Below are 26,425 nucleotides of genomic sequence, written 5' to 3'. Positions count from 1 at the left end.
GTCCACAGTTCGTCGGCCTCCGGCACGATGCACCGATTTCTCTGGGAGAATCGATCAGTCATGACTTCCTCCCTCGCCACAGCCAGCCAGACAGCTCCGGCACCGAAACTCTCCATCGGCCCGATCGAGCTCGACGTTCCGGTCGTGCTCGCGCCGATGGCCGGCATCACGAACACCGCGTACCGCAGGCTCTGCCGCGAGTACGGCGCCGGTCTCTACGTCAGCGAGATGATCACCAGCCGCGCCCTCGTGGAACGCACCCCGGAATCCATGCGGCTGATCCGCCACCACCCGTCCGAGACCCTCCGATCCATCCAGCTCTACGGTGTCGATCCGGCCACCATGCGCCAGGCGGTCACCATGCTGGTCGACGAGGACCTCGCCGACCACATCGACATGAACTTCGGATGCCCCGTGGCCAAGGTCACGCGCAAGGGCGGTGGGTCCGCGCTGCCCTGGAAGCTCGGGCTGTTCCGCCAGATCGTCGAGGAGGCGGTCGACGCCGCCGGCGACATCCCCGTCACCGTGAAGATGCGCAAGGGCATCGACGACGACCACCTCACCTACCTCGAGGCGGCCAAGGCAGCCGAGGGCGCGGGAGTCAAGTCCATCGCCCTGCACGCCCGCACGGCGGCCGACTTCTACTCGGGCCAGGCCGACTGGTCTGCGATCGCCACCCTCAAAGAGACGATCACGAGCATCCCGGTGCTCGGCAACGGCGACATCTGGTCGGCCGACGACGCGATACGCATGGTCGACGAGACCGGATGCGACGGGGTCGTCGTCGGGCGCGGGTGCCTCGGTCGTCCGTGGTTGTTCGGCGACCTGGCCGACGCGTTCCGTGTGCGCAGCGGCGAGCTCGACCCCTCGGTGGCGTCCGCATCGCGGGCGGCTCCGACACTCGGCCAGGTGGCATCGGCGATCCGTCGACACACCGAGCTGCTGAGCGAGTTCTTCGACGACGAAGACCGCGCCTGCCGCGACATCCGCAAGCACGTGGCCTGGTACTTCAAGGGCTACCCCGTGGGCCACGAGGTGCGGGCCAGCCTCAGCATGGTCTCCTCGCTCGCCGAGATGGACGACGTGCTCGCCACCCTCGACGGCTCCCTCCCGTACCCGGGCATCGACGCCGAGGGCCCGCGCGGCCGCGCCGGCTCGCCCAAGCGCCCCTCGCTGCCCGACAAGTGGCTCGACTCCCGCGAGCTCGCCATGCCCGAGCGCGCCGAACTCGCCAGCGCAGAGCTCCACCACAGTGGCGGATAGAGCCGTGACCTCACTCTCCGACACCGCTTCCCCGATCGCCGTCCTGCCCCTCGGCTACGAGTCCAGAGACAGCGACCGCATCGTCGCCGAGCAGCACTCCTCGCGCCGCAGCGACTTCGCCCGCGACCGCGCGCGCATCCTGCACTCGAGCGCATTCCGCCGTCTAGCCGCCAAGACCCAGGTTCTCTCGCCGGCAGACCTCGACTTCGCCCGCAACCGGCTCACGCACTCGCTCGAGGTCGCCCAGGTCGGCCGCGAGCTGGCGACGAGTCTCGGGCTCGACCCCGACGTCGTCGACACGGCCTGTCTCGCCCACGACCTCGGGCATCCGCCGTTCGGGCACAACGGCGAGCGTGCGCTGGCCGAATGGGCGGCCGACATCGGCGGTTTCGAGGGCAACGCGCAGAGCCTCCGCATCCTCACTCGGCTCGAGCCCAAGGTGGTCTTCGCCGACGGCACGAGCGCCGGGCTCAACCTCACCCGGGCGAGCCTCGACGCCAGCTGCAAGTACCCGTGGACCATCGCCGACGCCATCGGCGACCCCAGCGGGCGAGCGAAGTACGGGGTCTACCCCGAAGACGATGCCGCGTTCCGCTGGCTGCGCGATGGTGCGCCCGCGGGGCAGAAGTGCATCGAGGCACAGGTCATGGACCTCTCCGACGACATCGCGTACTCGGTGCACGACTTCGAAGACGCCGTGCTCACCGGCTACATCGACGTCGGAGCCCTGGGCGCTCGGGCCGACCACGACGACCTCGTGGCCGCCATCTCGTCGTGGGTGGGCGGCGAGTTCAGCCGCGACGAACTGACCGCGGCGTTCGACGAGCTGACCTCCCTCGAGATCTGGCTCGACGGCTGGGACGGCTCCCGGCTAGCGCAGGGCAGGCTGAAGAACCTCACCAGCCAGCTGATCGGCCGCTTCGCCGGGCGATCCACGGCGGCCACCCGCGAGGCGTACCCCGCCGAGGCGCTTGCACGGTTCGGCGGAAGCGTCGTCGTTCCTCGCCCCGTGCAGGCGCAGATCGCGGTGCTCAAGGGCATCGTCGCCGCCTACGTGATGGCCAGCGATTCCCGCCAGCCCCTCTACGTCGAGCAGCGCGCCATTCTCACGTCGCTGGCCACCGAGCTCTTCAGGCTGGGCGAGGGCGCGCTCGAGGTGGCGTTCGCGGCCGACTGGCGCGAGGCATCCGACGACGCCGCCCGCAAACGCGTGGTCGTCGACCAGGTCGCCAGCCTCACCGACCAGTCCGCGATCGCCTGGAGCAGGGGACTCCTCGGCTGATGGCAGGACTCATTCTCAGGCGTGACATCGATGAGGTGCGCTCCCGCATCAACCTGGGCGATGTCGTCGGCGAGTACGTCACGCTGAAGAGCGCGGGAGTCGGGTCGATGAAGGGGCTCTGCCCGTTCCACGACGAACGCAGCCCCAGCTTCCACGTTCGCCCGCAGGTGGGCTACTACCACTGCTTCGGCTGCGGCGAGGGCGGCGACGTCTTCACCTTCCTGCAGAAGATGGACCACGTCTCGTTCAGCGAAGCCGTCGAGCGCATGGCCGCGCGCATCGGCTTCGAGCTGCACTACGAAGACGGGGGAGCACCGAGCGACTACTCGAGCAGGGCGAGGCTGCTCGCCGCCAACGACGCCGCGCGCGAGTTCTTCATCGAACAGCTGATGACTCCCGATGCCGAGGTGGGCCGGCGCTTCCTCGGCGAGAGGGGCTTCGACGCCTCTGCGGCCGAACGGTTCGGCGTGGGCTTCGCGCCGAAGGGGTGGGACATCCTCGGCAAGCACCTGAGGTCCAAAGGATTCACCGCCGAAGAGCTGAGCGCCGCCGGACTCACGAGCACCGGCGAGCGCGGCAGCTACGACCGGTTCCGGGGGCGGCTCATCTGGCCTATTCGCGACCAGACGGGCCAGACGGTCGGATTCGGCGCGCGCCGCCTTCTCGACGACGACAAGGGCCCGAAATACCTGAACACGCCCGAGACCCTCGTTTACCACAAGTCGCAGGTGCTGTACGGGCTCGATCTCGCCAAGCGCGACATCGCCCGCAGCCACCAGGTCGTGATCGTCGAGGGTTACACCGACGTCATGGCCTGCCATCTGGCCGGGGTCACGACCGCGGTCGCCACCTGCGGCACCTCCTTCGGCGTCGATCACATCAAGGTGATGCGTCGCGTGCTGTCCGACGACACGGCCGGGCTCGGCGAAGTGATCTTCACCTTCGACCCCGACTCGGCGGGCCAGAAGGCGGTGCTTCGCGCGTTCAGCGAGGAGCACCGGTTCGCCGCGCAGACCTACGTCGCGGTCGCGCCCGACGGGCTCGACCCCTGCGATCTGCGGCTGGGCCGGGGCGACGACGCGGTGCGCAGACTCGTGACCGGCAAGAAGCCGATGTTCGAATTCGTCATCAAGCAGCGACTCTCGACATTCGACCTCAACTCGGTCGAGGGCCGCGTGGCCGCGCTGCGGGCCGCGGCTCCCGTCGTGGCCGACATCCGTGACCCGTCGATCCGGCCCGGCTACGCCCGCGAGCTCGCCCGCCTGCTCGGCATGGACCTCGGCGAGGTCGGCCGAGCGGTGGATGCCGCCGGCAGGTCGAGCGAGCACGCCACGTCGCGCGAACTGGAATCTCCACGACTGGCACCGGCCGCCGAAGGCGGGCCGGCATCCATCACCTCGCTCGAGGTGGCACCGCCCGTCGCGATATCCCTCACCAGCCTGCCGAGCACCACGGCGACCCGCCTCGAGCGCGACGCGCTCATGGCGATGCTCCAGTTTCCGACCAGCGTCGGAAAGGACCTGCTGGCGCGCGGCACAGCTGTCGCGTTCAGCAACGGCGCGTTGGCGGCGGTGCGCGACGCGGTGGCCATGCGCCTGAACTCGTTCGACAGGCCCGACTGGGCGTCGATCATCCAGGAGACCGTGCCCGACCCCGTGAAGACGCTCGTCGCCCAGCTGGCGGTCGCCCCGGTGCCCGAGCGCCCCGAACGCGAACTCGACGTCTACCTCCAGCAGGTCGTGCTGTCGCTGGTCGAACGCGACCTGGTTCGTCGCAAGGAGGAGCTGCTCGGCCAGTTCCAGCGCACCGATGCGACCGCGCACCCCGACGAGCATCGCTCGTTGCAGCGCCAGTTGATGCAGGTCGAGGCCGACAGGCGCGCGCTGCGCGAATAGTCGAGGTTGGCAGCAAAGCGACGCTGCTGGACAGAAACCGGCTTGTTTCGATCCGGTAAACATGTCCGCCGCCGCCTGCTGTCAGCTTGGTGACAGTTCATGCGCTGCGGTATGACTGGGATACAGCAATCACGGAAAGCCCCGTTCGGGGTACATCTGTGTCTGAAATATCACTCCAGAGAGGTAGACGGATATGAGATCCGCATCCACACGCACGACCCGAGTCGTCGCGTCGCTCGCCGGAACAGCAGCGGTGGCCCTCGTGCTCGCCGGATGCTCCGGCGGTTCGACCGGCGGCAGCACGAGCGGCAGCGCAATCACCATCGGCACGACCGACAAGGTCACGGTGCTCGACCCGGCCGGTTCCTACGACAACGGCTCGTTCGCCGTGATGAACCAGGTGTTCCCCTTCCTGATGAACACCCCCTACGGCAGCCCCGACGTCGAGCCCGACATCGCCGAGTCGGCCGAGTTCACCTCGCCCACCGAGTACACCGTGAAGCTGAAGCCCGGACTGAAGTTCGCCAACGGCAACGACCTCACGTCCTCCGATGTGAAGTTCACGTTCGACCGCCAGGTCGCGATCAACGACGAGAACGGCCCCGCGTCGCTGCTCTACAACCTCGACTCCGTCGCCGCCCCCGACGACACCACCGTCGTCTTCACGCTCAAGTCGGCCGACGACCAGGTGTTTCCGCAGATCCTGTCGAGCCCCGCCGGCCCGATCGTCGACGAAGACGTCTTCTCCGCGACCGAGCTCACCAGCGACGAGGACATCGTCGCGGGCAAGGCCTTCGCCGGACAGTACGAGATCACCAACTACGACTTCAACAACCTGATCTCCTATAAGGCGTTCGACGGTTACGAGGGTGTACTGGGTGCCGCCAAGAGCGACCAGATCAACGTGAAGTACTACGCCGACTCGTCGAACCTGAAGCTCGACATCCAGGAGGGCAACATCGACGTGGCGTTCCGCAGCCTCTCCGCCACCGACATCGACGACCTCAAGGGCAACGACAAGGTCAAGGTCGTCGACGGACCCGGCGGCGAGATCCGCTACATCGTCTTCAACTTCGACACGCAGCCGTTCGGCGCGAAGACCCCCGAGGCCGACCCGGCCAAGGCTCTCGCCGTGCGCCAGGCCGTCGCCGACCTCATCGACCGTGACGAGATCGCCGACCAGGTCTACAAGGGCACATACACGCCGCTGTACTCCTACGTTCCCGCGGGCCTGACCGGAGCCACCGAGTCGCTCAAGGCACCCTACGGCGACGGAAACGGCGGCCCGGATGCCGACAAGGCCAAGTCCACCCTCGAGGCCGCCGGCGTCACCGGCCCGGTCGAGCTGTCGCTCCAGTACAGCAACGACCACTACGGCCCGTCGTCGGGCGACGAGTACGCGCTCATCAAGGATCAGCTCGAGTCGAGCGGCCTCTTCACGGTCAACCTCGAGACCACCGAGTGGGTCCAGTACTCGAAGGACCGCACGACCGACGTGTACCCGGCCTACCAGCTCGGCTGGTTCCCGGACTACTCCGACGCCGACAACTACCTGACGCCGTTCTTCCTCACCGAGAACTTCTTGGCCAACCACTACGACAACCCGGCCGTCAACGACCTGATCCTGAAGCAGGCCGTGACGACCGACCCGGCGGAGCGCACGGCGATCATCGAACAGATTCAGGATGCCGTCGCGGCGGACCTCTCGACGGTTCCGTACCTGCAGGGCGCCCAGGTCGCCGTCACGGGAACGACCATCGAGGGAACGTCGGACACGCTCGACGCCTCGTTCAAGTTCCGCTACGGAGCACTTACCAAGGGCTGATCGGCCACAGGCTAGAGTCGCTCTAGCATTGTGGCTCAGGGGCGAGGCGCACACGCGCTTCGCCCCTGAGTCACGTCACCCGTCGTTTATATCAAGGGACACACGCACGTGACTGCAGAACTCAGCTCTCCGGATCCGGCATCGGCCGCACCTCCGGCCGTTCTCCGACGCAGGTCGTCGTCGGGTGGGGGAGGACTCGGCCGCTACATCCTGGTGCGGTTCCTGCTCATCATCCCGACGGTGTTCATCCTCGTCACCCTCGTCTTCCTTCTCATGCGCACCACAGGCGATCCCATCACCGCGGCCCTCGGCGGCAAGCTCACCGGGCCCCAGTTGCAAGAGCGCATCCACGAGGCCGGCTACGACCGGCCCCTGATCGTGCAGTACCTCGAGTACCTCGGCAACATCGTCACCGGCAACTTCGGCAGCACGCTCAGCGACAACCGGCCGGTCACCCAGGTTCTGCTGACCTACGGCGGCGCCACCCTCGAGCTCGCGTTCTACGCCCTCATCGTGGCGTTCATCGTGGGCATCCCGCTCGGAATGGTCGCCGCCTATTTCCGCGACCGGGCTCCCGATGCGTTCCTCCGCATCTTCGCCATCCTCTGCTACGCCACCCCGGTCTTCTTCGCGGGACTCCTGCTCAAGCTCGTCTTCGCGGTCTGGCTGCAGGTGCTCCCGGTCGCGGGTCGCGCATCCACCGGAGCCGAGCTGCAGATGCAGTTCCTGCAGTCGAAGACCGGCATCTACCTCATCGACGCCCTTCAGACCGGCAATCCCGAGGTGATCGGCGACGTGCTCTCGCACGCGGTGCTTCCCGGCGTCGCACTCGGTCTGCTCACGGCCGGTGTCTTCCTCAGGCTCGTGCGCACCAACCTCATCGGCACGCTCGGCACCGACTACGTCGACTCGGCCAGGTCGCGCGGCGTGACCGAGTTCCGGCTCGTGCGCAAGCACGCCTACCGTCCCGCGCTGATCCCGATCATCACGGTCATCGGCCTCCAGATCGCGCTCCTGCTCGGCGGCGCCGTGCTCACCGAGACGACCTTCGAGTGGAAGGGCCTGGGATTCCAGCTGGCCCACTACCTTCAGGCGCGTGACTTCGTCGCGGTTCAGGGCATCGTCGCCCTCCTGGCCGTGATCGTGGCCGTGACCAACTTCATCGTGGACATCATCGCCGCGCTCATCGACCCGAGAGTCAGGTACTAGTCGTGACGGCAACCACCGCTCAAACCCGACCGAAGCGCAGTCTCGTCTCGCGCATCCCGCTCTTCGAACAGGTGCGATCGAGCATCGGCCTGCAGCGCGGAATGCTGATCGCCGGCGTCGTCATCACCGGTGTCTTCGTGCTCACGGCGGTCTTCGCACCACTGCTCGCGCCCTACGGGTTCGCGCAGCTGCGCAGCGACGGCACCCCGTTCGGGGCGCAGGAGGCCCCGAACGCCGAACACCTGCTGGGCACGACCGTGGGCGGCTACGACGTGCTCTCGCGGGTGATCTGGGGAGCGCAGACCGCGATCCTCACCATCGTCGTGTCGGTCATCCTCTCGATCTTCGCGGGAATCTTCCTCGGCCTCGTCTCCGGCTACATCGGAGGGTGGCTCGACCGCGTCCTGGTCGTCGTCTGCGACGCGATCTACGCCTTCCCGTCGCTGCTGCTGGCCATCGTGATGTCGATCGTGATCTCGGGCGGGCGAAGCGATCTCTTCGGAGGGATCCTGGCCGCATCCATCTCGATCACCGTCGTCTTCATTCCCCAGTACTTCCGGGTCATCCGCGCCGAGACGGTGCGCATCAAGAGCGAGGCGTACGTCGAGTCCGCGAAGGTGATCGGAACGCGTGCTCCCCGCATCGTCTTCCGGCACGTCCTGCGCAACGCCACCCGCTCCCTGCCCCTCCTGCTGACCCTCAACTCGTCCGAGGCGCTCCTCACGCTCGCCGGCCTCGGGTTCCTGGGCTTCGGCATCGAGCCCACGGCCGCCGCCGAGTGGGGATACGACCTCAACAAGTCCCTCTCCGACGTGACGAGTGGAATCTGGTGGACGTCGCTGTTCCCGGGTCTCGCCATCGTGCTCGCCGTGCTGGGCATCACGCTCCTCGGCGAGAGCCTGAACGACCTCGCCGATCCGCGACTGCGCGGCCGGCGTGCCGCACTCGACACCGGTGCGCCGACACCCGACAACGGGGCGGAGCCGCACGGCGCCGGAGCGACGGGGGAGTCGATCGTCGCCGACGACGCATCGACAGCAGACGACGAGGAGCGGGTCTCATGAGCGCAGAAATCACCGATGCAATGACGAGCGAGTCCGACATCGTCTCGATCGTCGACCTCCGGGTCACCTTCGCCACCGACGGCGGAGCGGTGCGGGCCGTCGACGGCGTCTCCATCGCCGTGCGGCCGAGGGAGATCGTGGCCATCGTGGGGGAGAGCGGCAGCGGAAAGAGCGTGACCGCGAAGTCGATCCTCGGTCTCGTGCCGTCGACCGCCACGTCGAGCGGATCCATCCTGCTCCGCAGCCGCGACCGCAGCCGCACGACCGATATCGTGGATGCCTCGCAGAACGCCCTCCGGAGCCTTCGCGGCGAAGACGTGGCGATGGTCTTCCAGGAGCCGTCGACCGCGCTGAACCCCGTCTACACGGTGGGATGGCAGATCGCGGAGGGCATCCGCGCCCACGGATCCGTCTCACGCAAGGACGCGAAGAAGCAGGCGATCGACATCCTGCGTCGAGTCGGCATTCCCGACCCCGAGACTCGGGTCAACTACTACCCTCACCAGTTCTCGGGTGGACAGAAGCAGCGTGTCGTGATCGCGATGGCGCTCGTCCTCAACCCGGGCCTCATCGTCGCCGACGAGCCGACCACGGCCCTCGATGTGACGGTGCAGGCCGAGATCCTCGACCTGCTCCGGCGCCTCCGAGACGAGTTCGACACCGCGATCGTGCTCATCACGCACAACATGGGCGTCGTGGCCGACCTGGCCGATCGCGTCGTCGTCATGTACCAGGGCAAGGTCGTCGAAGAGGCGGATGCCCGCACCCTGTTCTCGTCGCCCCAGGCCGACTACACGAAGCAGCTGCTCGCAGCCGTTCCGCACATCGGCCAGGGCGAGGCCCGCGCGGCCGTGCGCACGCAGGAGCGCCTCGAGCGCGACTCGTCGACCACGCCCGTCGTCGTGGCTCGCGACCTGGTCATCGAATACCCGGGTCGCCTGGGCCGCGGCGGCTTCCGTGCCGTCAACGGCGTCTCGTTCGAGATCAAGGAGGGCGAGGTTCTCGGCCTGGTGGGGGAGTCCGGCTCGGGAAAGACCACGATCGGACGCGCGATCGCGGGTCTCTCGAAGGTGACCGGCGGGTCGCTGAGCGTGCTCGGCCGCGAGATGCTCGGCATCCGGGAACGGGCGTTCCGCAGCGCCAGGGTCGATATCGGGTTCGTGTTCCAGGACCCGGCCTCGAGCTTCAACCCGCTGCTGACGATCGCGGACTGCGTCGCGGAGCCGCTGGTCGTGCACGGTCGCGCCGCGGATTCCCGCGACGCCCGAGCCCAGGTCGACGAGCTCCTCGAGGCCGTGCAGTTGCCCAAGGCGTTCGGCGATCGCTATCCGCACGAACTCAGCGGTGGTCAGCGGCAACGCGCGAGCCTGGCCCGGTCGATCGCTCTCAGGCCCAAGCTGCTCATCGCCGACGAACCGACGAGTGCACTCGATGTGTCGGTGCAGGCGCGCGTTCTCGAGCTGTTCACCGAGCTGCAGCGGGAGTTCGGCTTCGCCTCGCTATTCATCAGCCATGACCTCGCCGTGGTCGACCTGCTGGCGGATCGCATCGCGGTTCTCTACAAGGGAGAACTCGTCGAGGAGGGCACGGGGGCCGAGGTGCTCGGTGCGCCGCAGCACCCGTACACCCAGCGGCTGCTGGCCTCGCTGCCGGTGCCCGATCCGATCGATCAGCAGGCCAGGCGCGAGGCGCTGCACCGACTCCAGGCGGTCGACGGCTAGGGTCGGTATCCATGAGCGAACGGATAATGACGGCGTCTGACGTCACGATCGAATATCCGGCACACAGCGTCAGCGCCGCCCACACGGCGGTCAAGGGTTTCACGCTGAATGTCGAGCCGGGCGAGATCATCGGGCTGGTGGGATCGAGCGGGTCGGGCAAGTCGACGATCGCGTCGGTGATCTCCGGCGCGGCGGCCATGGCACCGTCGCGCGAGGGAGCGCCGCGCATCGTCGGAGGCGCGCTCTCCGTGCTCGGATACGACATGAAGCGAACGCGCGGCCGCAAGCTGGGCAGGCTCACGTTCGGCATCGGTCATCTGGCGCAGGATGCCGGTTCGACGTTGACGTCGAACATGACGGTCGCCGAGATCATCGCCGAGCCGCTGTTCCTGCGCGACAAGCACTTCGACGCCAACGACGCCGGGCTGAAGGCCGCGACCCTCGTCGACAGGCTCCTGCTTCCGGTCGGCATGCTCAACATGCTCCCGCACGAGCTCTCGAGCGGTCAGCGCCAGCGTGTCGCCGTCGCTCGTGCCCTGGTGATGGACCCCGTGTTCCTCGTCGCCGACGAGCCGACCGCCGGTATCGACGTGTCCGTCCGCGGGCAGGTCGTCGACGTCATCGCCTCGCTGCAGCGCGATCGTGGCGCCAGCGCGATCATCATCAGTCATGATCTCGACGTCCTCCGCCGCTCCGTCGATCGGATCGCGGTTCTGCACGAGGGCATGGTCGTGGGGCTCGGAACCATCGACGAGGTGCTCGACGACCCGCACCACCCCTACGTTCAGGGCCTGGCCCGTACGGTGTCGGGCGACCAGCGGTGAGGGATTCGCAGCATCGCGAAATCCTTGCATCCCCGGCCTTCGTTCCGTCCGACGACGCTCGACCCGCTCCCGGTCCGATCGCGGTTCTGCCCGAGCCCGAACCCCTGTTCGTCGACGCCGTCGAATCGGCCGGGGGCGAGGTCGCGCCGCTCTCGGCGGCGACCCGCGGCCTGATCTGGCTCGACCCGAGGGGCGCCGAACGCTTCGGCGCGGTCCTCGCCGAGAATCCGCAGCTCAGCTGGATTCAACTGCCCTATGCGGGCGTCGACGCCTTCACCTCCATCCTCGCGTCGTCTGCACGGCCGTCGTTGACCGTCACCAGCGCCAAGGGCGCGTTCGCCCAACCTGTCGCCGAGCACGCCCTTATGCTCTCGCTCGCCCTGCTGCGCCGCCTCCCGCTCCGGATGTCCGTCCGATCCTGGGGCGACGGCACGCTCGGTACCTCGCTCTACGGTCTCCACGTCGTGATCGTGGGCGCCGGGGGAATCGCACTCGAACTCATCCGGCTTCTGCAGCCGTTCGGCGTCTCCGTGACGATCGTGCGGAGGGGCAGCGCCCCCGTGGAGGGCGCATCCGAAACGGTGTCGACGGATCGACTCGATGCTGTTCTCCCGAGCGCGGACGTGCTCATTCTGGCGGCGGCGCTCACCGACGACACGCGCGGGCTCATCGGCGAGCAGCAGTTCGGTCTGATGAAGAACTCCGCCGTCGTCGTCAATATCGGACGGGGCGGGCTCGTCGTCACCGATGCGCTGGTCGATGCCCTGCAGGCGGGCGTCATCGCCGGCGCCGGCGTCGACGTGACAGACCCCGAACCGCTTACCGACGGGCATCCGCTCTGGACTGCGCCCAATGTCATCATCACGCCGCACAGCGCCGACACGCCCGACATGACCCGTCCGCTGCTCGCCCGGAGGGTGGCGAACAACACGCGCGCCTTCCTCGGCGAGGGCGGTTTCGACGGAGTGGTCGACCCGGTTGTGGGATACTGATGGAGGTCGATGCGCGTGACAAAGGCATCGCCGAATAGGTGATAGTGTAACTACGCTGTTTCCAGCAATCCTCGATAGCTCAATTGGCAGAGCAGCCGGCTGTTAACCGGCAGGTTCTTGGTTCGAGTCCAAGTCGGGGAGCGAAAAGGCCACCACGGGCTCCACCCCTGGTGGTCTTTTTTGTACCCTCCGCCGACTCAGTAGAACGATGACCCGATGAAGATCCGCAGCGCAGAGGACACCCGTGCCGTCCGCGCGGCCCTGGCCGTCGGTCTGCCCACCGCGGCATACGGCATCTCGTTCGGAGCCCTCGCCACGCTGGGTGCAGGGCTCGACCTGTGGCAGACCATGGTGCTCAGCCTCGTCATGTTCACCGGCGGATCGCAATTCGCTCTCGTGGGCGTGCTCGCGTCCGGCGGCCTGTCCGCGTGGCCGGCAGCCGTCGCATCCGCCGTGCTGCTGGGTTCGCGCAACGCCGTGTACGCGATCAGGATGTCTCCCGTCATCGGTCGAGGATTCGCGCGTCGGGCGGTCGCGGCCCATCTGACGATCGACGAGTCGACGGCGGTCTCGACCGCCCAGGGATCGATCCGGTCCCAGAGGATCGGATTCTGGGTGACCGGACTCGTCGTCTACGTCGGGTGGAACCTCACGACGTTCGTCGGAGCGGTCATCGGCGACCTGCTGGGAGACGTGAGCGCCTATGGTCTGGACGCGGCTGCTGCGGCCGCGTTCCTGGGGCTGCTCTGGCCGCGCCTGGCCACACTGCAGGCACAGGCCGTCGCCGTGACGGCGGGCTTCGTGGCCGCCCTCCTGACTCCGGCGCTCATGCCCGGCCTGCCCGTGCTGGTGGCCGCCCTCGTCGCCGTGGTCTTCGGCGCGACGAACTGGCTGGGAGCCACACGCCGCCCGTCGCCCTCGTCATCGGAGGGCACGCCATGACCACCTGGCACGTCGTGCTTCTCGCGTCGATCCTCTGCTTCGGCCTCAAGACGCTCGGCTATCTCGTGCCGGCACGGCTCCTCGAGAGACCGACTCCGGCGCGCATGGTCGATCTGCTGACCGTGGCCCTGCTGGCGGCGCTGATCTCGCTGCAGACCTTCGCCAACGGGCAGGAGCTCACGCTCGACGCCCGGGTTCCCGCCGTCGTCGTGGCCGCGGTGATGTTCGCCCTGCGGGTGCCGTTCATCGTGGTCGTCGTCAGCGCGGCCCTCGTCGCGGCGGGCATCCGTGCCCTGACGTGACGGACAGGCCGATCAGGGTTGCCCGCTAGGCGTCGAGGTCGTCGACCCCGGGCAGCCAGCTGCTGCCGGGCGCGGTCCAGCCCTTCTTGCGCGCGACCTTCGCGGCACGGCGCCCATAGATGAACTCGAGTCGATCGACGTAGAGGATGCCGTTCAGGTGATCGAACTCGTGCTGGAAGATGCGGGCCAGCCATCCGGATGCGGAGATCTCGAACGGCTTCTGATCGAGATCGACGGCACGCAGCAGGGCGTCGGCCGAGCGCACGAGCGGAAAACGTTCGCCGGGGAACGACAGGCAGCCCTCGGCATCGGAGTCCTCGTCGCTCTCGATCACGGGAGGCGGACTGATGAAGAGGACAGGGTTGATGGCGACGCCACGGTGCTCGACGTCGTCGTCATCGGTCCAGCCGAAGGTGAACAGCCGGAGCGGAACTCCGACCTGGGGAGCGGCGAGCCCGACGCCCGGCGCCGCATCCATGGTCTCGAACATGTCGGAGACGAGCTGGCGGAGGGAGTCGTCGAACGACGTCACCTCGGCGGCGGGGGAGTGGAGAACGGGGTCGCCTGAGATGCGAATCGGAAGAACGGCCATTCGCTAAGCCTATCGGCGCGGCGGTCAGGGTAACCTCGGGGGGTGCCTCCCGAACTCACCGACATCCAGGACCAGTTCGCCCTCGATCCGGCCCAGTTCATCGGTATTCCGATCGCCATCGTCGGCGCAGTCTTTCTGAGCCTCGGAGCGCAGTTCCAGTCGCGCGGGGTCGCCAAGGTCGAGAAGAACACCAAGTCGTCCGGGTCGAGCGGGCTCAACCTCAGGCAGCTGTGGTCGTTGCTCTCGCGACCGTCGTGGGTGTTCGGAACCCTCATGCTCGGCCTCGCCGTCGTCTTTCAGCTCACGAGCCTGGGCTTCTCGCCGATCATCGTGGTGCAGCCGCTCGGCGTCGTCGCCCTCGTGATGACGGCGTTCCTGAACTCGCGGTTGAGCAAGGTGAAGCTCGATCGCAAGTCGATCCTGTCGATCGTGCTCTGCGTCGGGGGAGTGTTCCTCTTCGTGGTGCTCGCCGCGTTCACCGCGCGCGACCGGCCGATCGACGAGCTGCAGCTCGCCGTCATCCTGGTGATTCTCGCCGTGGTGCTCCTCGTCTTCGGGGCGGGATTCATCGTCTTCCGCCGCCGCGTGCGCGCGGTCGGCTACATCATCGGCGCCGGCGTGCTCTACGGCTTCGTCGCGACCCTCGCCAAGGTCGTCATCAAACGCTTCCAGCAGGGCGACTTCGAGTGGCTCACGCTCATCTGCGTCGCAGGTCTCGTCGCCGCCTTCGCCCTCGGCGGCTACTTCGTGCAGACGGCGTATTCGTCGGGTCCGCCCGACCTGGTCGTCGCCGGACTCACCGTCGTCGACCCGCTCATCGCGGTGGGAATCGGCATCATCGTGCTCGGTGAGGCCTCGCAGGCTCCGTGGTGGGCCATGATCGGCTACGTCATCACGGGCCTGATCGCCATCGTCGGCGTCTTCGGACTCGCCCGCTACCACCCTCAGATCGCGCGCTAAGGTAGTTTGTCCTTTTAGTCCCGACCGCGCTCGACCCCTCATCTCCCAACAGAAGGCTCATTCCGTGTCAGATTCCTCCGACCCACGTCCCGCCTCGGCGGAGGTGCCGTCGCCGGCTTCCTCCGAACGGCCGCTGCGCATCGTCATCGGCGCAGACACCTTCTCGCCCGACGTCAACGGCTCGGCCCGCTTCTCGGAACGACTGGCATCGGGCATGGCCTCGAGAGGTCACGACGTGCACGTGGTGGCGCCGGCGGCCTCCAAGAAGCACGGCACGTGGACGGAGACCTACGACGGTCACGACATCACGGTGCACCGGCTGCGCAGCTGGCGCTGGTACCCGCACGACTGGCTGAGGTACGCGCTCCCCTGGGTCATCAACCAGAACAGCGCCAAGATCCTCGACGCGGTCAAGCCCGACGTGGTGCACTTCCAGTCGCACATCGTCGTGGGCCGCGGGCTCTCCATCGAGGCGGAGAAGCGCGGCATCCGCATCGTGGGCACCAATCACTTCATGCCCGAGAACCTGCTCGAATTCACGCTCCTTCCCAAGTCGTGGCAGGACTGGGCCGTCGGCCTCGCGTGGAAGGCCGCCAAGCGCACCTTCGGGCGCGCGAGTGCGATCACCACGCCGACCAGGCGCGCGGCGGAGTTCCTCGAGAAGTCCACCGGGCTCAGCAACGTCTACGCGATCTCGTGCGGCATCAACGCCGACAACTACACTCCCGACTTCACGGTCCGACCGAAGAACCGCATCCTGTTCGTCGGGCGCGTCACGGGTGAGAAGCAGATCGACGTGCTCCTCAAGGCCGTCTCGCTTCTTCCCTCCGAGCTCGACGCCCAGCTCGAGATCGTGGGCGGCGGCGACCAGAAGAAGAACCTCGAGACGCTGGCCTCCACCCTCGGCATCGCCGAACGCGTCACCTTCACGGGCTACGTCACAGAGCAGGAGCTGCGCGACGCCTACACACGCGCGACGGTGTTCGCCATGCCGTCGATCGCCGAGCTGCAGAGCATCGCCACGATGGAGGCCATGGCGTCGGGGTTGCCGGTCGTCGCGGCAGACGCGATGGCGCTGCCGCACCTCGTGCACGACGGCGAGAACGGGCACTTGTTCGCGCCCGGGGATGCCCAGCAGATGGCCGACAGGCTTGCCGACGTGCTCACGCTCCCGCAAGACGAACTCGACCGCCTCAAGAACGCGTCGCTGCGTCTCATCGCGGCCCACGACATCCAGCGCACCCTCACGACGTTCGAGAAGCTGTACCGGGGCGAGGTCGTCACCGACCCCCTGATCGTCTCGCCGAGCGCCTCGCACGAATAGCGGTAATGTGGTGACTCGGCATCCGGGCGCTCGTGAGAGTCGCGGATCCCGCAGGGGGCGTTAGCTCAGCCGGTTAGAGCAGCGGACTCATAATCCGTCGGTCGTGGGTTCAAGTCCCACACGCCCTACCCAGAAACATGCCCGACCGAATGAGGGTCACAGGCGAAAGGGCCGCCCCGCGGATGCGGGACGGCCCTTTATTCACTCTGCGCTCGAGCCTGCGGTGGTCGGGGGAGCCGCCGCCGCCATGCCCTCGCCGATTCCGCGGCCGACAGCCTGTCCCTGAATGATCGACGCGAGGTCGAGACCCGTCGCCGAGCTGACCGTGTCGAAAACCGACTTCAGTGCTTTCGCGCTGTCCGCTCCGACGAGATTCGAGGCTCCGTCGTCGCTTGATCCGCCGACGATCGACACGCTTCCGATCGCGGAGTATCCCTTCGCGAACTCGGCCATGATCGACGGCAGCACGTCGAGAACGCGCTGCGAGAGGAAGGCCTCCTGGTTCGAGGCGATGGCCTTGGCTTCCGCTTCCAGTGCGGCGGCGCGGGCGTCACCTTCTGCGCGGATGGCGTCAGCCTCGGCGTTTGCGCGCAGGCGGCGAGCCTCGGACTCGGCCTCGGCCTGTGCACGAAGTGCGCTCGCCTCACCCGTGGCCTTGGCGACCGCGGCTGCGGCCTCACCGTCGGCACGGGCCTTGTCGGCCTGCGCCTGCTGCTCGGCGATACGGGTACGGGCCTCTGCCTGCTTGACCTGCTCGATGGCCGCGGCCTCCGCTGCCCGCTCGCGGGTGTACAACTCGGCCTGTGCGCGGGTCTCCGCCTCGTATCGCTGGGCATCCGCGACACGCTTGACGTCGGCATCCAGTTGGGCCTGACGGTTCTCGGCCTGCTGCTGGAGAACGGCCTGCTGCGCCTGCTCGCGGGCGAGGTTCTCGGCCTGTTCCGCCTCGGCCCTGGCGCGGCCGATGCCGGCGTTCGAGTTGGCGGTGTTGGTGTCGAGGCCGGTCTGCTCGACGAGGTTGGCTTCCTTGTTGGCGATGTTCTTCTGGTTGATCGCCCGGTCTGCGTTGGTCTGCGAGATCTCTGCGGCCTGGCGCTTCGCCTGGATCTCAGGAGCGCCGAGTGACTGGATGTAGCCGACCTTGTCGGTGATGCCCTTGATCTGGAACGAGTCCAGGATCAGTCCCTGCTCAGCGAGCTCCTGAGAGACGTCGGCAGCGATCTGGTCGGAGAACTTCTTTCTCTCCCGCATGAGCTCGACGACCGACAGGGTGGCGACGATTCCACGGAGCGCGCCTTCCAGCTGCTCGGTGGTGAACTGCTCGATCGCCGTGTCCTGCGAGGCGAAGCGCTCGGCGGCACGTCGCACCAGGAGGGGATCTGATCCGATCTTCACGATGGCCACACCATCGACGTTCAAGGTCACACTGTCGAGCGATTGCGCCTCGGCGTTCAACGAGACCTGGCGCGAGCGGAGCGAGATGATCTCGTGGCGCTGCGTGATCGGGTTGACGAGCGACTTTCCATTGACGATGACCGTGACGGGCGATTCGGACATCTCGTCGCGGCTCGTGCCGTCGGCGCTGAGGACCGCGAGCTGGACTTTCTGCTTGCGACCAGAAATGACGAGAGCCTCGTCGGCTCGAGCGACTTTGATCCAACTGCGCGCGAACACCAGCAGGATGAGAACGACGACGACGGCGACGACGACGGCTATCCCGACGATGACGAGGATGCCGGTGAGTTCGGCGTTGTCCATGAGTACCTCTCTGGATCCCTGAAGGGACGGTCTCGGATGCCGCGACGGACGCGCGGCCATTCAGGCTCCACCATGCCAGAAAAGGCCGGATGGCGTGTCGAGGGGAGGGCGCGGTCGACGCGGCGTTCACCTGTTCGGTTTCGGCACGGCTGCAAAACGGATGATTCAGACAGGCACGGCGCGCCGCTCATGTTTCATCGCGCACAGTGCAACGGTTAGAGTCAAGGCTAATCATGTGCCGGGGAGGAGTCTCGTGTTCAGCTCGTTCGAGATCCGCATCCCTGCGCCTATTCCGCGGGCGCTTCAGTTTCCGATGCCCAAGTCGGTCACGTACATCAGCACCTATCGACTGCTCGACCCCGAGACTCCCAGCCTGACCATCGGTATCGGCATCGCCAACGCGAACTACTGGGTCATCGACGGCGAACTCAAGTACCGCTACTTCTCCGAGAGCGACAAGACGCTGCGCAACTGCCCCTGGGACGCGAAGACCGACTTCGACCTCGTGGCCTGGGCTCAGGGAGTCTTTCAAGACGGAGAGGACTACGGGCCGTCGTTCACTGTTCATCTGCAGGCGGCACAGGCGGCGTACCGCCGCGGCGCCGCGAGCTACCTCCCTGTAGAAGAGGGACTCGTCACGACGGCGCTCATCGATCATCCCGACCTGGGCGAGGTGCAGATCCGCGACGACATGGTGATGTTGTTCACAGAGTGGCTGACCGACCCGGCCGAGGGCGCGAAGTACCTCACGACGGGGCATCCGGCGCACCGGTCCTGACACTCGGGGTCTCCTGGCCCACATGAGGAACACCCATGTTTCGCGGTTACAATCGAGCGAAACGAGGGAGTTTCCTGTTGCCCGATACGACCGCCCAGTCCAGTGCCCGCGCCGCCACGCCCGACATCGACCTCGACGAGTTCGCCCGCCTGTCCGGCTCGATCATGTCGAACCTCGAAGCAGTCATCAACGGCAAGACCGAAGTCGCGACGCTGTCGCTCATCGTTCTTCTCGCTGAGGGCCATCTGCTCGTCGAAGACGTTCCCGGCGTCGGCAAGACGACCCTGGCGAAGGCCCTTGCCCGCTCCGTGAGCGCGTCGGTGAGCCGAATCCAGTTCACGCCCGACCTGCTGCCCTCCGACGTGACCGGCGTCTCGATCTTCAACCAGCAGGAGAACAGGTTCGAGTTCAAGCCGGGCGCCGTGTTCGCGAACATCGTGATCGCCGACGAGATCAACAGGGCATCGCCGAAGACCCAGTCCGCCCTGCTCGAGTGCATGGAGGAGCGACAGGTGTCGGTCGACGGCGTCACCCATCAGCTCGACACCCCGTTCAGTGTGGTCGCCACCCAGAACCCCATCGAGATGGAGGGGACCTTCGCGCTGCCCGAGGCGCAGCGCGACCGGTTCATGGCGAGGGTATCGATGGGATATCCCGACGCCGAAGCCGAGCTGGCCATGCTGCACAACCGCGAACTGCAGAGTCCGCTCGACGACATCCAGGCCGTCGTCGGCCGCGACGAGCTCCAGTCCATGATCCGCAGCGCTCGTGAGGTCTTCGTGTCGAGAGCGGTCGAGCAGTATGTGGTGAACATCGCCCAGGCCACGCGACGCGATCCCGAGGTGCGACTCGGCGTCAGCCCGCGCGCCACCCTGCACCTCGTTCGTGCGGCCAAGGTCGCGGCAGCCCTCGATGGTCGCGACTTCGTTCTGCCCGACGACATCGACGCCCTGGTGGTGCCGGTGCTCGGTCACCGCATCGTTCCCACCCGCAGATCGGTGAGCGACCACCGCAACGGAGTGAGCGCCATCGAGGAGACCCTCATGAGGATCGTTCAGGCGACACCCGTGCCTCTCGTCGCCGCCCGGTCGCTCTAAGCTATGGCCGCTCGCACGAAGCTCCGTCAGCGCATCGAGCGGTGGCCGTCGCTCACCGTTCGCGGGTATGGATTCCTGGCGGCGTCCATAGCCCTCTATATCGTCGCGCCCATCCTCGGGCAGCGCGAGATCGCGTTCGCCGCCTCCGCCGCCCTCGCGCTCCCACTGCTCTCGCTGGTCCTCGTGTCCGTCAGACATCCGAAGCTCACCGTCGTGCGCCGATTCGATCCCGAGACCGCCAGTGCGGGCACGGACTGCGAGGTCAGCCTGGCCATCCAGAACTGGGGCATGGCCCCGACACCCGCGGCGAACTGGTGCGACGACGCCGCCTCTCCCGTTCACCGCAGTGCCCTCGCCCCGCTTCCCGCTCTGCCGGCGTTCCGGTCGCTGGAGACCGACAAGCCACGGGTGACCACCGTGCGCTACCTCATCGAGTCCCCACGTCGGGGGCAGCACTCCATCGGTCCGCTCTGGATCCGGTTCGGCGACCCGTTCGGTCTGGCTGCCCGCCGTCTCAGCGTGGGCGGAACCGACACTCTCACGGTCACGCCCGACGTCGAGACGCTCACCCGCGGGTCGTTCCGGCTTCCGAGCGGCGACGGTCAGGCCATGCAGTCCCGACGACCGGCCGCCAGCGGCGAGCAGGACGTGATCGCGCGCAAGTACCAGACGGGCGACAGCATCCGGAGGGTGCACTGGCCCGCGACCGCCCGGCATTCGGAGCTCATGGTGAGACAGGACGACCAGCACACCGACCACGAGGCCGTCATCGTGCTCGACACCCGCCTCGAGAGCTTCTCGAACACCGCCGGTCGGCGAGTCGCAGATTCCCACTCCGAGGCATTCGAATGGGCGGTCTCCATGGCCGTCTCGATAGGCCTGCACCTGCAGCACGAGGGATACCGCACCGTGCTCGTGGAGTCGCCGGAGACGACGGCGCCACGCACAGCAGAGTACGCGGCCGGCGCCGCCGCCGAACTGCTGCTCCGTGGCGCGCGCGCCCGGCTCGACGCCGGGCATCCGCCGCTCGCCGTTCGTGACATCGTGGCGGATGCCGGACGCGTGTCGGGCGAATTGGCCCCGCTTTTCGCCGTGTTGGGCGACATCGACGCGGAGTCCGTCGACGCCCTGCGGCGGTCGGCGGCCACGGCGTCGTCGGCCCTCGCCTTCGTTGTGCACGACGCGGCGACGCGGAGCACCGTGCCGGCGTGGGCGGAGCGCCTCCGAGACGATCTGGTGCAGGCCGGCTGGGTCGTCCGGTTGGTCTCCCCAGACGAGGCCCCGTCGTCCGCGTGGGAGTCCGATCCGGCGGGAGTCCTCCGATGACGGCCCGCAGCCGCGCCGACCGACGGCAGCAGCGGTGCGGCTCGTGGATGGTGTCGATCGCTGTGCTGGTGACGATCGGCGTGCCGCTCGCGGGCCTCGGGCCCTTCGTGCAGGGGGACTCGTGGTGGTTCGCGGCGATGGCCATGGCCGTCGCGTGCATGACCGCCTCGTGGGCCGTGCGGGCCTCGGGCCTGCGCCCCGCACTCGGGATCGTCGCGGCTATCGCCGTGTGGATCGTGGCCAGCGAGTCGTTCTTCGCTCCGGGCACGGCGTTCCTCGGCATCATTCCGACACCCGAGACGGTCGACACCCTGCTCTCGGGCTTCATCGACGCCGGCACACAGATTCAGGTGCAGACCATTCCCGCGGATCCGGTCGCGTCTCTCGTGCAGCTGATCGCCATGGCCTGCGGGCTTCTCGCCATCCTCGCCGATGCGGCCGTGGTCGTGCGCTTTCCGGCCTTCGTCGGTGTGCTGGCGCTCGGTCTCTTCATCGTTCCCTCGGCCGTGCAGATACGAGACGTCGATGTCGTGCGATTCGTCGCGACGGTGGCGTCGTTCCTGCTGATGCTGTGGCTCGCCGCACGAACCGACGGCCATCGTTCACAGGGGCATCGGAACGCCACCCGCGCGGGCCGTTCTCCCGTCACGGCGCTCGCCCTGGGAGCCGGGGCCATCGTGTGCGCCCTCCTGATTCCGGCGGTGACACCAGGATTGACCGCCCAGGCCTTCGCCGATTCGAGGAGTAGCGGACGCATCCCCTCGATGTACGGGGCGGGCATCGACCCCGTCATCCAGCTCGGTCGAGATCTTCGTCGCACGACCCCCATCCTGTCGCTCAGCTACGTGACGACGGCCGACAGCCCCCTGTACCTCAAGATGGTCGACCTGAACGACTTCTCGACGGGCACCTGGCAGCCCGAGGAGACGAACGGCGGCACTGTGGAGGAGCTGGCGGCCCCGCCCGGACTCGCCGACGACGTGGAGCGCAGCACGGTCAGCACGGAGGTCTCGATCGAGGGCCTCCGCAGCGAATGGCTGCCGCTGCCGTCTCCAGCGACGTCATTGGACAACGCGGGGCGCGGATGGACCGCCGACCCCGACACCGGTGTCGTCACCCTCCCCGCGAACCGCAACGACAGCCGGGGAGACGACTACAGCGTCGAGAGCCTTGTCGTGGCGCCCTCGGCTGATCAGCTGGCCGCGGCCGGCAGTATCGTACCCGTCGCCTTGAATCCGCTTCTCGAGCTGCCGCCGGAGCTCCCATCGGTCGTCTCCGATGTGGCCCGCGAGGTCACGGCGGGCGCGACGACCAACTACGACCGCGCCGTCGCCCTGCAGTCGTATTTCACCTCGGGCGAATTCGACTATTCGGTCGAGACGCCCGTCGCCGGCTCGTTCGACGGAACCAACGCCGAGGCTCTGGCGGCCTTCCTCGAGGTGAAGAGCGGATACTGCGTTCACTTCGCCGCGACCATGGCCACGATGGCACGCGTCCTCGGCATCCCCTCGCGCATCGCCATCGGATACTTCCCGAGCTCTGCGGCCACGCGCTACGTCGACGGCGAGCCGCAGTACGAGGTCCTCACGGACCAGCTGCACTCCTGGCCCGAACTCTACTTCGACGGCATCGGATGGCTGCCGTTCGAGCCCACGCCGAGCCTCGGCATCTCCGTTCCCGAGTACACGCTGCCCGCGTATGCCCAGCAGAGTGCCGGGTCGCAGACAGCGGCTCCTCAGACGACGGATGTGACGCCCACGTCGCAGGCACGCGATGACGCCGATCCCGCGGCGGCCACGTCGACGGGGGAGGCCCGGTCACTCGCCCAGCTGCGGGGATGGCTCACCGCGCTGGCCGTGGCGGCGGGTGTCGTGCTCCTGGGGCTCGCGCCCGCAGGCATCCGGTCGTGGCGTCGGCGCCGCTCGCTGGCCGCGATCGACGGCTCTCAGAGGCCGGCGACCGGAGCATGGCTGGAGTTGCAGAACTTCGCCAGAGACTATGGAATCGAGGTGTCCCGCGGGGATACGCCGGCTGTCTTCGCAGGGCGCCTCCTGAGGCTCCGTCGTGTCGCTCGCGATGACGTGGACACACTGCGTCGGGCCGTGGAACGCGAACAGTTCGCTTCAGCAAACAGTGCGCCCGTGGGTGGCGCCGAAAGGGAGACGGTGAAGGCCGCGGTCCTCTCGGTCGAGAAGTCGATCGCCGACGAGGCCGACCAGTCTGTGCGGCGACGGGCGAGACTGCTGCCTGCCTCGCTCTTGGTGCGCTCCGAGAAGAGGGACTAGCTGCTCTGTCGTGGACGGCGACCACGCCGGGGACGCATGCTGCCCAGCGGACGTGCGTGATCCGACGTCGACAGAACCCTCTGCACGTCGTCGAGCCACGCCAGAGCGGAACTCGAGAGCACCCGGGTCGCCTGATCGCCGAGCGCGGCGAGCGGCTCGTCAGAGCTGTCGGCCGTCGGCACAGCCTCCTCGCCGAATGCGGCGCGATACGCCCGCACCAGATCGTCGACGGGCGCGCCGGGAAGCGAGGCGACCAGAAGCACGTGGCCGACGAAGTCAGACCAGCTGGAGCCGGCATCCGCCGTGGTCAGCCATGCCTCAACCTCCTCGCGGCCGCGCGCGGTGAGCGCGTAGAGCGGCAGTCCGTCGCCCGTCATGCCTTTGCTGATCACGAACCCCTGTGATTGCAGCCTGTCGAGGGTCGAGTAGATCTGCCCGACGTTGATCGACCCGACGCGGTGCATGCGCGTCTCGACCTCGCCGTGCACCTGGGAGCCGTAGGCCGGTCCGAGGCTCAGCACAGCCAGGATTCCCGACCTCACCGACATGTCGCACTCCATCGAAGTAATTGTCTACTCAGTATGCCCCTCGCGGATAAGGGAACATGCGCGGCTCGCCGGTGGCACTGCGGCAATTCATCTGGCAGTACGCAGCCCTATCGTGCATAATGCAAGAACAACTTCACATCAGTGCCGCCGCAGTTCCATTTCACAGGTCGTTGGGGAAGACGTACCTCACGAAATGGAGACAACAATGGTGGCACCCGTCGCACACGGAATGATCTTCGTTCATTCCGCCCCCCGCGCGCTCTGCCCCCACGTCGAGTGGGCCGCAGGTCGCGCCATTGGTCGTGCCGTCAACTTCAGCTGGCGCGAACAGCCCGTGCTCCGTGGATCCCAGCGAACCGAGTTCTACTGGGAGGGCCCGGCCGGCACCGGCGCGGCCATCTCCTCGGCACTCCGCGGCTGGGAGCACCTGCGCTACGAGGTCACCGAGGACCCCGCCGCCGGATCCGACGGCGGACGCTGGGTGCACACACCCGACCTCGGAATCTTCTACGCGCAGACCGACAGCGCGGGAAACACCGTCATTCCCGAGGATCGCGTTCGCGCGGCCATGGAGGCTGCCGGCACTGACGCCCTCGAACTGCACCGCGAGCTCCGCCTGGCCTTAGGACAGGCATGGGACGACGAGCTGGAGCCCTTCCGCCACGAGAGCGATTTCTCGCCCGTGGTGTGGCTTCACTCCGTCGGTTAACCAGTTCGGTCCCCTCCCTCCAATCGACTCACGTCGACCGGGGGGAGAGGACCGAACGACAACCGTGTTGCCGTGACGCGGCTCAGGCGGTCTTGAACGCGACGACGGCGTTGTGACCACCGAAGCCGAACGAGTTGCTGATCGCCACGAGATCGCCGTCGGGCAGGGTGCGCGGGGCGGTCACGACGTCCATCTCGATCTCCGGGTCCTGCTCGGTGAGGTTGATCGTGGGCGGGGCCGTGCGCTCGTGCAGCGCGAGGATGGTGAAGATCGCCTCGATGCCGCCTGCACCGCCGAGCAGATGCCCGGTGGACGCCTTCGTCGCCGATACGGGGATGCCCGCGAGTGAATCTCCGAAGACGTGGCGCAGAGCCTTGTACTCCGCGATGTCGCCCACCGGGGTGGAGGTGGCGTGGGCGTTGATGTGCGCGACGTCGGAGAGGGAGTAGCCGAAGTTCTCGACGGCGGCGATCATCGCGCGGGCCGCCGCTGACCCTTCGGGGTCGGGAGCGGTGATGTGGTACGCGTCGCTGGTGACGGCACCGCCCACGACCTCGGCGTAGATGCGCGCACCACGGGCGAGCGCGTGCTCCTCGGTCTCGAGGACGATCGCTGCCCCGCCCTCGCCGAGAACGAACCCGTCGCGGGTCACGTCGTAGGGACGCGAGGCCGTGGCAGGGTCGTCATTGCGCTTCGACAGCGCCTGCATGGCCGCGAAGGATGCGATGGGAAGCGGGTGGATGGCAGCTTCGGATCCGCCCGCGATGATGATGTCGGCATAGCCGGCCTGCAGGTGGTCGTAGGCGTTGGCGATCGACTCGGTGCTGGATGCGCAGGCCGAGACGACCGTGCGGGCGCCGGCACGAGCACCCAGGCTCATCTCGATGGCCGCAGCCGGTCCGTTGGGCATGAGCATGGGCACCGTCATGGGGAGCACACGGCGAGGACCACGTTCGCGCAGGGTGTCCCACGCGTCGAGGAGTGTCCAGACGCCGCCGATACCGGTGGCCCAGTCGACGCCGAAGCGTTCTGGCACGACCTCGGGGGAGCCCGCATCGGCCCATGCCTCGCGGGCGGCCGTGAGTGCGAACTGGCTCGAGGGGTCGAGACGCTTGGTCTCGATGCGCTCGAGCACCTCGCTCGACGGCACCTTCGCCTGAGCGGCGAACGTGATGGGGATCTCCCATTTGGCGACCCACTCCTGCTCGAGGGTGGTGGCGCCCGAGACTCCGGCAAGAAGCGCGTCCCACGTTTCGCGGGCTGTGCCGCCGAGGGGGGACGTCGCGCCGATTCCGGTGACGACGATTCGTTTGGAACTCATGGAAAAACTCTCTTGCACGTGGTCAATCGTGGGCAGGTCAGGTGCGTGGACGACGGGCCCGGGCCAGATGCCCGGGCCTGCCGTCTGCGCTGCAGCGGTGGAGTATTAGTCCTGTGCTGCGACGATGAATGTGACAGCGTCGCCGACGGTCTTGAGGTTCTTGACCTCTTCGTCGGGGATCTTCACGTCGAACTTCTCTTCAGCGTTGACGACGATCGTCATCATGGAGATCGAGTCGATGTCCAGGTCGTCGGTGAACGACTTGTCCATCTCGACGGTGTCGGTGGCGATACCGGTCTCGTCGTTGATGAGTTCGGCCAGGCCGGCCAGCACTTCTTCGGTGGACAATGCCATTGTGTTTCTCCTTGAGGGTTGAATTGACCGTCACTTAGTTTAGGTCAGGCCGTA

Annotated in this window: 23 protein-coding genes and 2 tRNA genes; 20 read left to right on the top strand and 5 right to left on the bottom strand. The window is 67.4% G+C overall.

The genetic code is table 11. The features are described from left to right. Positions 1-60: 60 nt before the first annotated feature. The 12 genes from dusB to ASF51_RS10670 all read left to right on the top strand — a co-directional run bounded on the left by dusB (position 61) and on the right by ASF51_RS10670 (position 13,319). Positions 61-1,263: a tRNA dihydrouridine synthase DusB gene (gene dusB, locus ASF51_RS10725; protein ID WP_055929128.1), complete on the top strand. Its 1,203-nt coding sequence runs from the start codon at positions 61-63 to the stop codon at positions 1,261-1,263. Positions 1,264-1,267: 4 nt separating this feature from the next. Next, a complete protein-coding gene (locus tag ASF51_RS10720; RefSeq protein ID WP_055929125.1) occupies positions 1,268-2,545 on the top strand; it encodes a deoxyguanosinetriphosphate triphosphohydrolase in 1,278 nt (425 codons plus the stop codon). After that, positions 2,545-4,440 carry a DNA primase gene (gene dnaG / locus ASF51_RS10715; protein WP_055929121.1) on the top strand — a complete coding sequence of 632 codons (1,896 nt, stop codon included), beginning with the start codon at positions 2,545-2,547 and terminating at the stop codon, positions 4,438-4,440. Before ASF51_RS10720 ends, dnaG begins: the two co-directional genes overlap by 1 nt. Positions 4,441-4,633: 193 nt before the next feature. Next, on the top strand, positions 4,634-6,265 hold the full coding sequence (locus ASF51_RS10710; protein ID WP_055929118.1) for an ABC transporter substrate-binding protein: 1,632 nt from the start codon (positions 4,634-4,636) through the stop codon (positions 6,263-6,265). Between the two features lie 108 nt (positions 6,266-6,373). Further along, the gene (locus ASF51_RS10705; protein WP_055929116.1) at positions 6,374-7,474 is read left to right on the top strand and encodes an ABC transporter permease; all 1,101 of its coding nucleotides are present in this window, start codon (positions 6,374-6,376) and stop codon (positions 7,472-7,474) included. A 2-nt stretch (positions 7,475-7,476) separates the two neighbouring features. Then, on the top strand, positions 7,477-8,538 hold the full coding sequence (locus ASF51_RS10700; protein ID WP_235497213.1) for an ABC transporter permease: 1,062 nt from the start codon (positions 7,477-7,479) through the stop codon (positions 8,536-8,538). Next, complete coding sequence (locus ASF51_RS10695) at positions 8,535-10,259, top strand: ABC transporter ATP-binding protein (protein ID WP_235497212.1); 1,725 nt, start codon at positions 8,535-8,537, stop codon at positions 10,257-10,259. The genes ASF51_RS10700 and ASF51_RS10695 overlap by 4 nt, the downstream gene beginning before the upstream one ends. Positions 10,260-10,270: 11 nt before the next feature. Then, positions 10,271-11,083 (top strand): ATP-binding cassette domain-containing protein, encoded by an 813-nt coding sequence (locus ASF51_RS10690; protein ID WP_082479734.1) that lies wholly within the window; start codon positions 10,271-10,273, stop codon positions 11,081-11,083. Further along, a complete protein-coding gene (locus tag ASF51_RS10685) occupies positions 11,080-12,075 on the top strand; it encodes a D-isomer specific 2-hydroxyacid dehydrogenase family protein (protein WP_055929107.1) in 996 nt (331 codons plus the stop codon). Before ASF51_RS10690 ends, ASF51_RS10685 begins: the two co-directional genes overlap by 4 nt. Before the next feature lie 68 nt (positions 12,076-12,143). After that, positions 12,144-12,216 (top strand) — tRNA-Asn (locus ASF51_RS10680). 75 nt (positions 12,217-12,291) lie between these two features. Beyond that, positions 12,292-13,017, top strand: coding sequence for an AzlC family ABC transporter permease (locus ASF51_RS10675; RefSeq protein WP_055929104.1), 726 nt, complete (start codon positions 12,292-12,294; stop codon positions 13,015-13,017). Beyond that, positions 13,014-13,319, top strand: coding sequence for an AzlD domain-containing protein (locus ASF51_RS10670; protein WP_055929100.1), 306 nt, complete (start codon positions 13,014-13,016; stop codon positions 13,317-13,319). The genes ASF51_RS10675 and ASF51_RS10670 overlap by 4 nt, the downstream gene beginning before the upstream one ends. Before the next feature lie 25 nt (positions 13,320-13,344). On the opposite strand, the gene def is transcribed toward ASF51_RS10670, so the two are convergent. Then, the gene (gene def, locus ASF51_RS10665; protein WP_055929097.1) at positions 13,345-13,911 is read right to left on the bottom strand and encodes a peptide deformylase; all 567 of its coding nucleotides are present in this window, start codon (positions 13,909-13,911) and stop codon (positions 13,345-13,347) included. Between the two features lie 42 nt (positions 13,912-13,953). Here def and ASF51_RS10660 point away from each other — a divergent pair, with 42 nt between their 5' ends. From ASF51_RS10660 to ASF51_RS10650, 3 genes are all read left to right on the top strand, one after another. After that, on the top strand, positions 13,954-14,871 hold the full coding sequence (locus tag ASF51_RS10660) for a DMT family transporter (RefSeq protein WP_055929095.1): 918 nt from the start codon (positions 13,954-13,956) through the stop codon (positions 14,869-14,871). Positions 14,872-14,935: 64 nt separating this feature from the next. Next, positions 14,936-16,195: a glycosyltransferase gene (locus ASF51_RS10655; protein WP_235497211.1), complete on the top strand. Its 1,260-nt coding sequence runs from the start codon at positions 14,936-14,938 to the stop codon at positions 16,193-16,195. Positions 16,196-16,249: 54 nt separating this feature from the next. Next, positions 16,250-16,323, top strand: a tRNA-Ile gene (locus ASF51_RS10650). Between the two features lie 73 nt (positions 16,324-16,396). On the opposite strand, the gene ASF51_RS10645 is transcribed toward ASF51_RS10650, so the two are convergent. After that, positions 16,397-17,953, bottom strand: coding sequence for an SPFH domain-containing protein (locus ASF51_RS10645; RefSeq protein ID WP_055929094.1), 1,557 nt, complete (start codon positions 17,951-17,953; stop codon positions 16,397-16,399). Between the two features lie 253 nt (positions 17,954-18,206). Between ASF51_RS10645 and ASF51_RS10640 the strand changes: the two genes are divergently transcribed. The 4 genes from ASF51_RS10640 (at position 18,207) to ASF51_RS10625 (ending at position 23,439) form a co-directional block, all read left to right on the top strand. Further along, positions 18,207-18,731: a hypothetical protein gene (locus ASF51_RS10640; protein ID WP_055929092.1), complete on the top strand. Its 525-nt coding sequence runs from the start codon at positions 18,207-18,209 to the stop codon at positions 18,729-18,731. Positions 18,732-18,895: 164 nt separating this feature from the next. Beyond that, a complete protein-coding gene (locus ASF51_RS10635) occupies positions 18,896-19,828 on the top strand; it encodes a MoxR family ATPase (protein ID WP_235497248.1) in 933 nt (310 codons plus the stop codon). Between the two features lie 3 nt (positions 19,829-19,831). Then, positions 19,832-21,154 (top strand): DUF58 domain-containing protein, encoded by a 1,323-nt coding sequence (locus tag ASF51_RS10630; protein ID WP_055929089.1) that lies wholly within the window; start codon positions 19,832-19,834, stop codon positions 21,152-21,154. Next, positions 21,151-23,439 carry a DUF3488 and transglutaminase-like domain-containing protein gene (locus ASF51_RS10625; protein ID WP_157412106.1) on the top strand — a complete coding sequence of 763 codons (2,289 nt, stop codon included), beginning with the start codon at positions 21,151-21,153 and terminating at the stop codon, positions 23,437-23,439. The genes ASF51_RS10630 and ASF51_RS10625 overlap by 4 nt, the downstream gene beginning before the upstream one ends. Here the strand turns inward: ASF51_RS10625 and ASF51_RS10620 are convergent. Next, positions 23,436-23,987 carry a PadR family transcriptional regulator gene (locus ASF51_RS10620; RefSeq protein WP_055929078.1) on the bottom strand — a complete coding sequence of 184 codons (552 nt, stop codon included), beginning with the start codon at positions 23,985-23,987 and terminating at the stop codon, positions 23,436-23,438. The two genes, ASF51_RS10625 and ASF51_RS10620, sit on opposite strands and share 4 nt — an antisense overlap. A gap of 205 nt (positions 23,988-24,192) precedes the next feature. Between ASF51_RS10620 and ASF51_RS10615 the strand changes: the two genes are divergently transcribed. Beyond that, on the top strand, positions 24,193-24,696 hold the full coding sequence (locus ASF51_RS10615) for a DUF3145 domain-containing protein (protein ID WP_055929075.1): 504 nt from the start codon (positions 24,193-24,195) through the stop codon (positions 24,694-24,696). Positions 24,697-24,778: 82 nt separating this feature from the next. Here the strand turns inward: ASF51_RS10615 and ASF51_RS10610 are convergent, their stop codons facing one another. Then, the gene (locus tag ASF51_RS10610; protein ID WP_055929072.1) at positions 24,779-26,017 is read right to left on the bottom strand and encodes a beta-ketoacyl synthase; all 1,239 of its coding nucleotides are present in this window, start codon (positions 26,015-26,017) and stop codon (positions 24,779-24,781) included. A 105-nt stretch (positions 26,018-26,122) separates the two neighbouring features. Next, a complete protein-coding gene (locus ASF51_RS10605) occupies positions 26,123-26,371 on the bottom strand; it encodes an acyl carrier protein (RefSeq protein ID WP_044438497.1) in 249 nt (82 codons plus the stop codon). Between the last annotated feature and the right edge of the window lie 54 nt (positions 26,372-26,425).

Source organism: Agreia sp. Leaf283, from assembly GCF_001422485.1.
Taxonomy (GTDB): Bacteria; Actinomycetota; Actinomycetes; order Actinomycetales; family Microbacteriaceae; genus Agreia.
The sequence above is the reverse complement of the archived record's forward strand: the minus strand, read 5'-3'. Positions and strand labels throughout refer to the sequence as shown.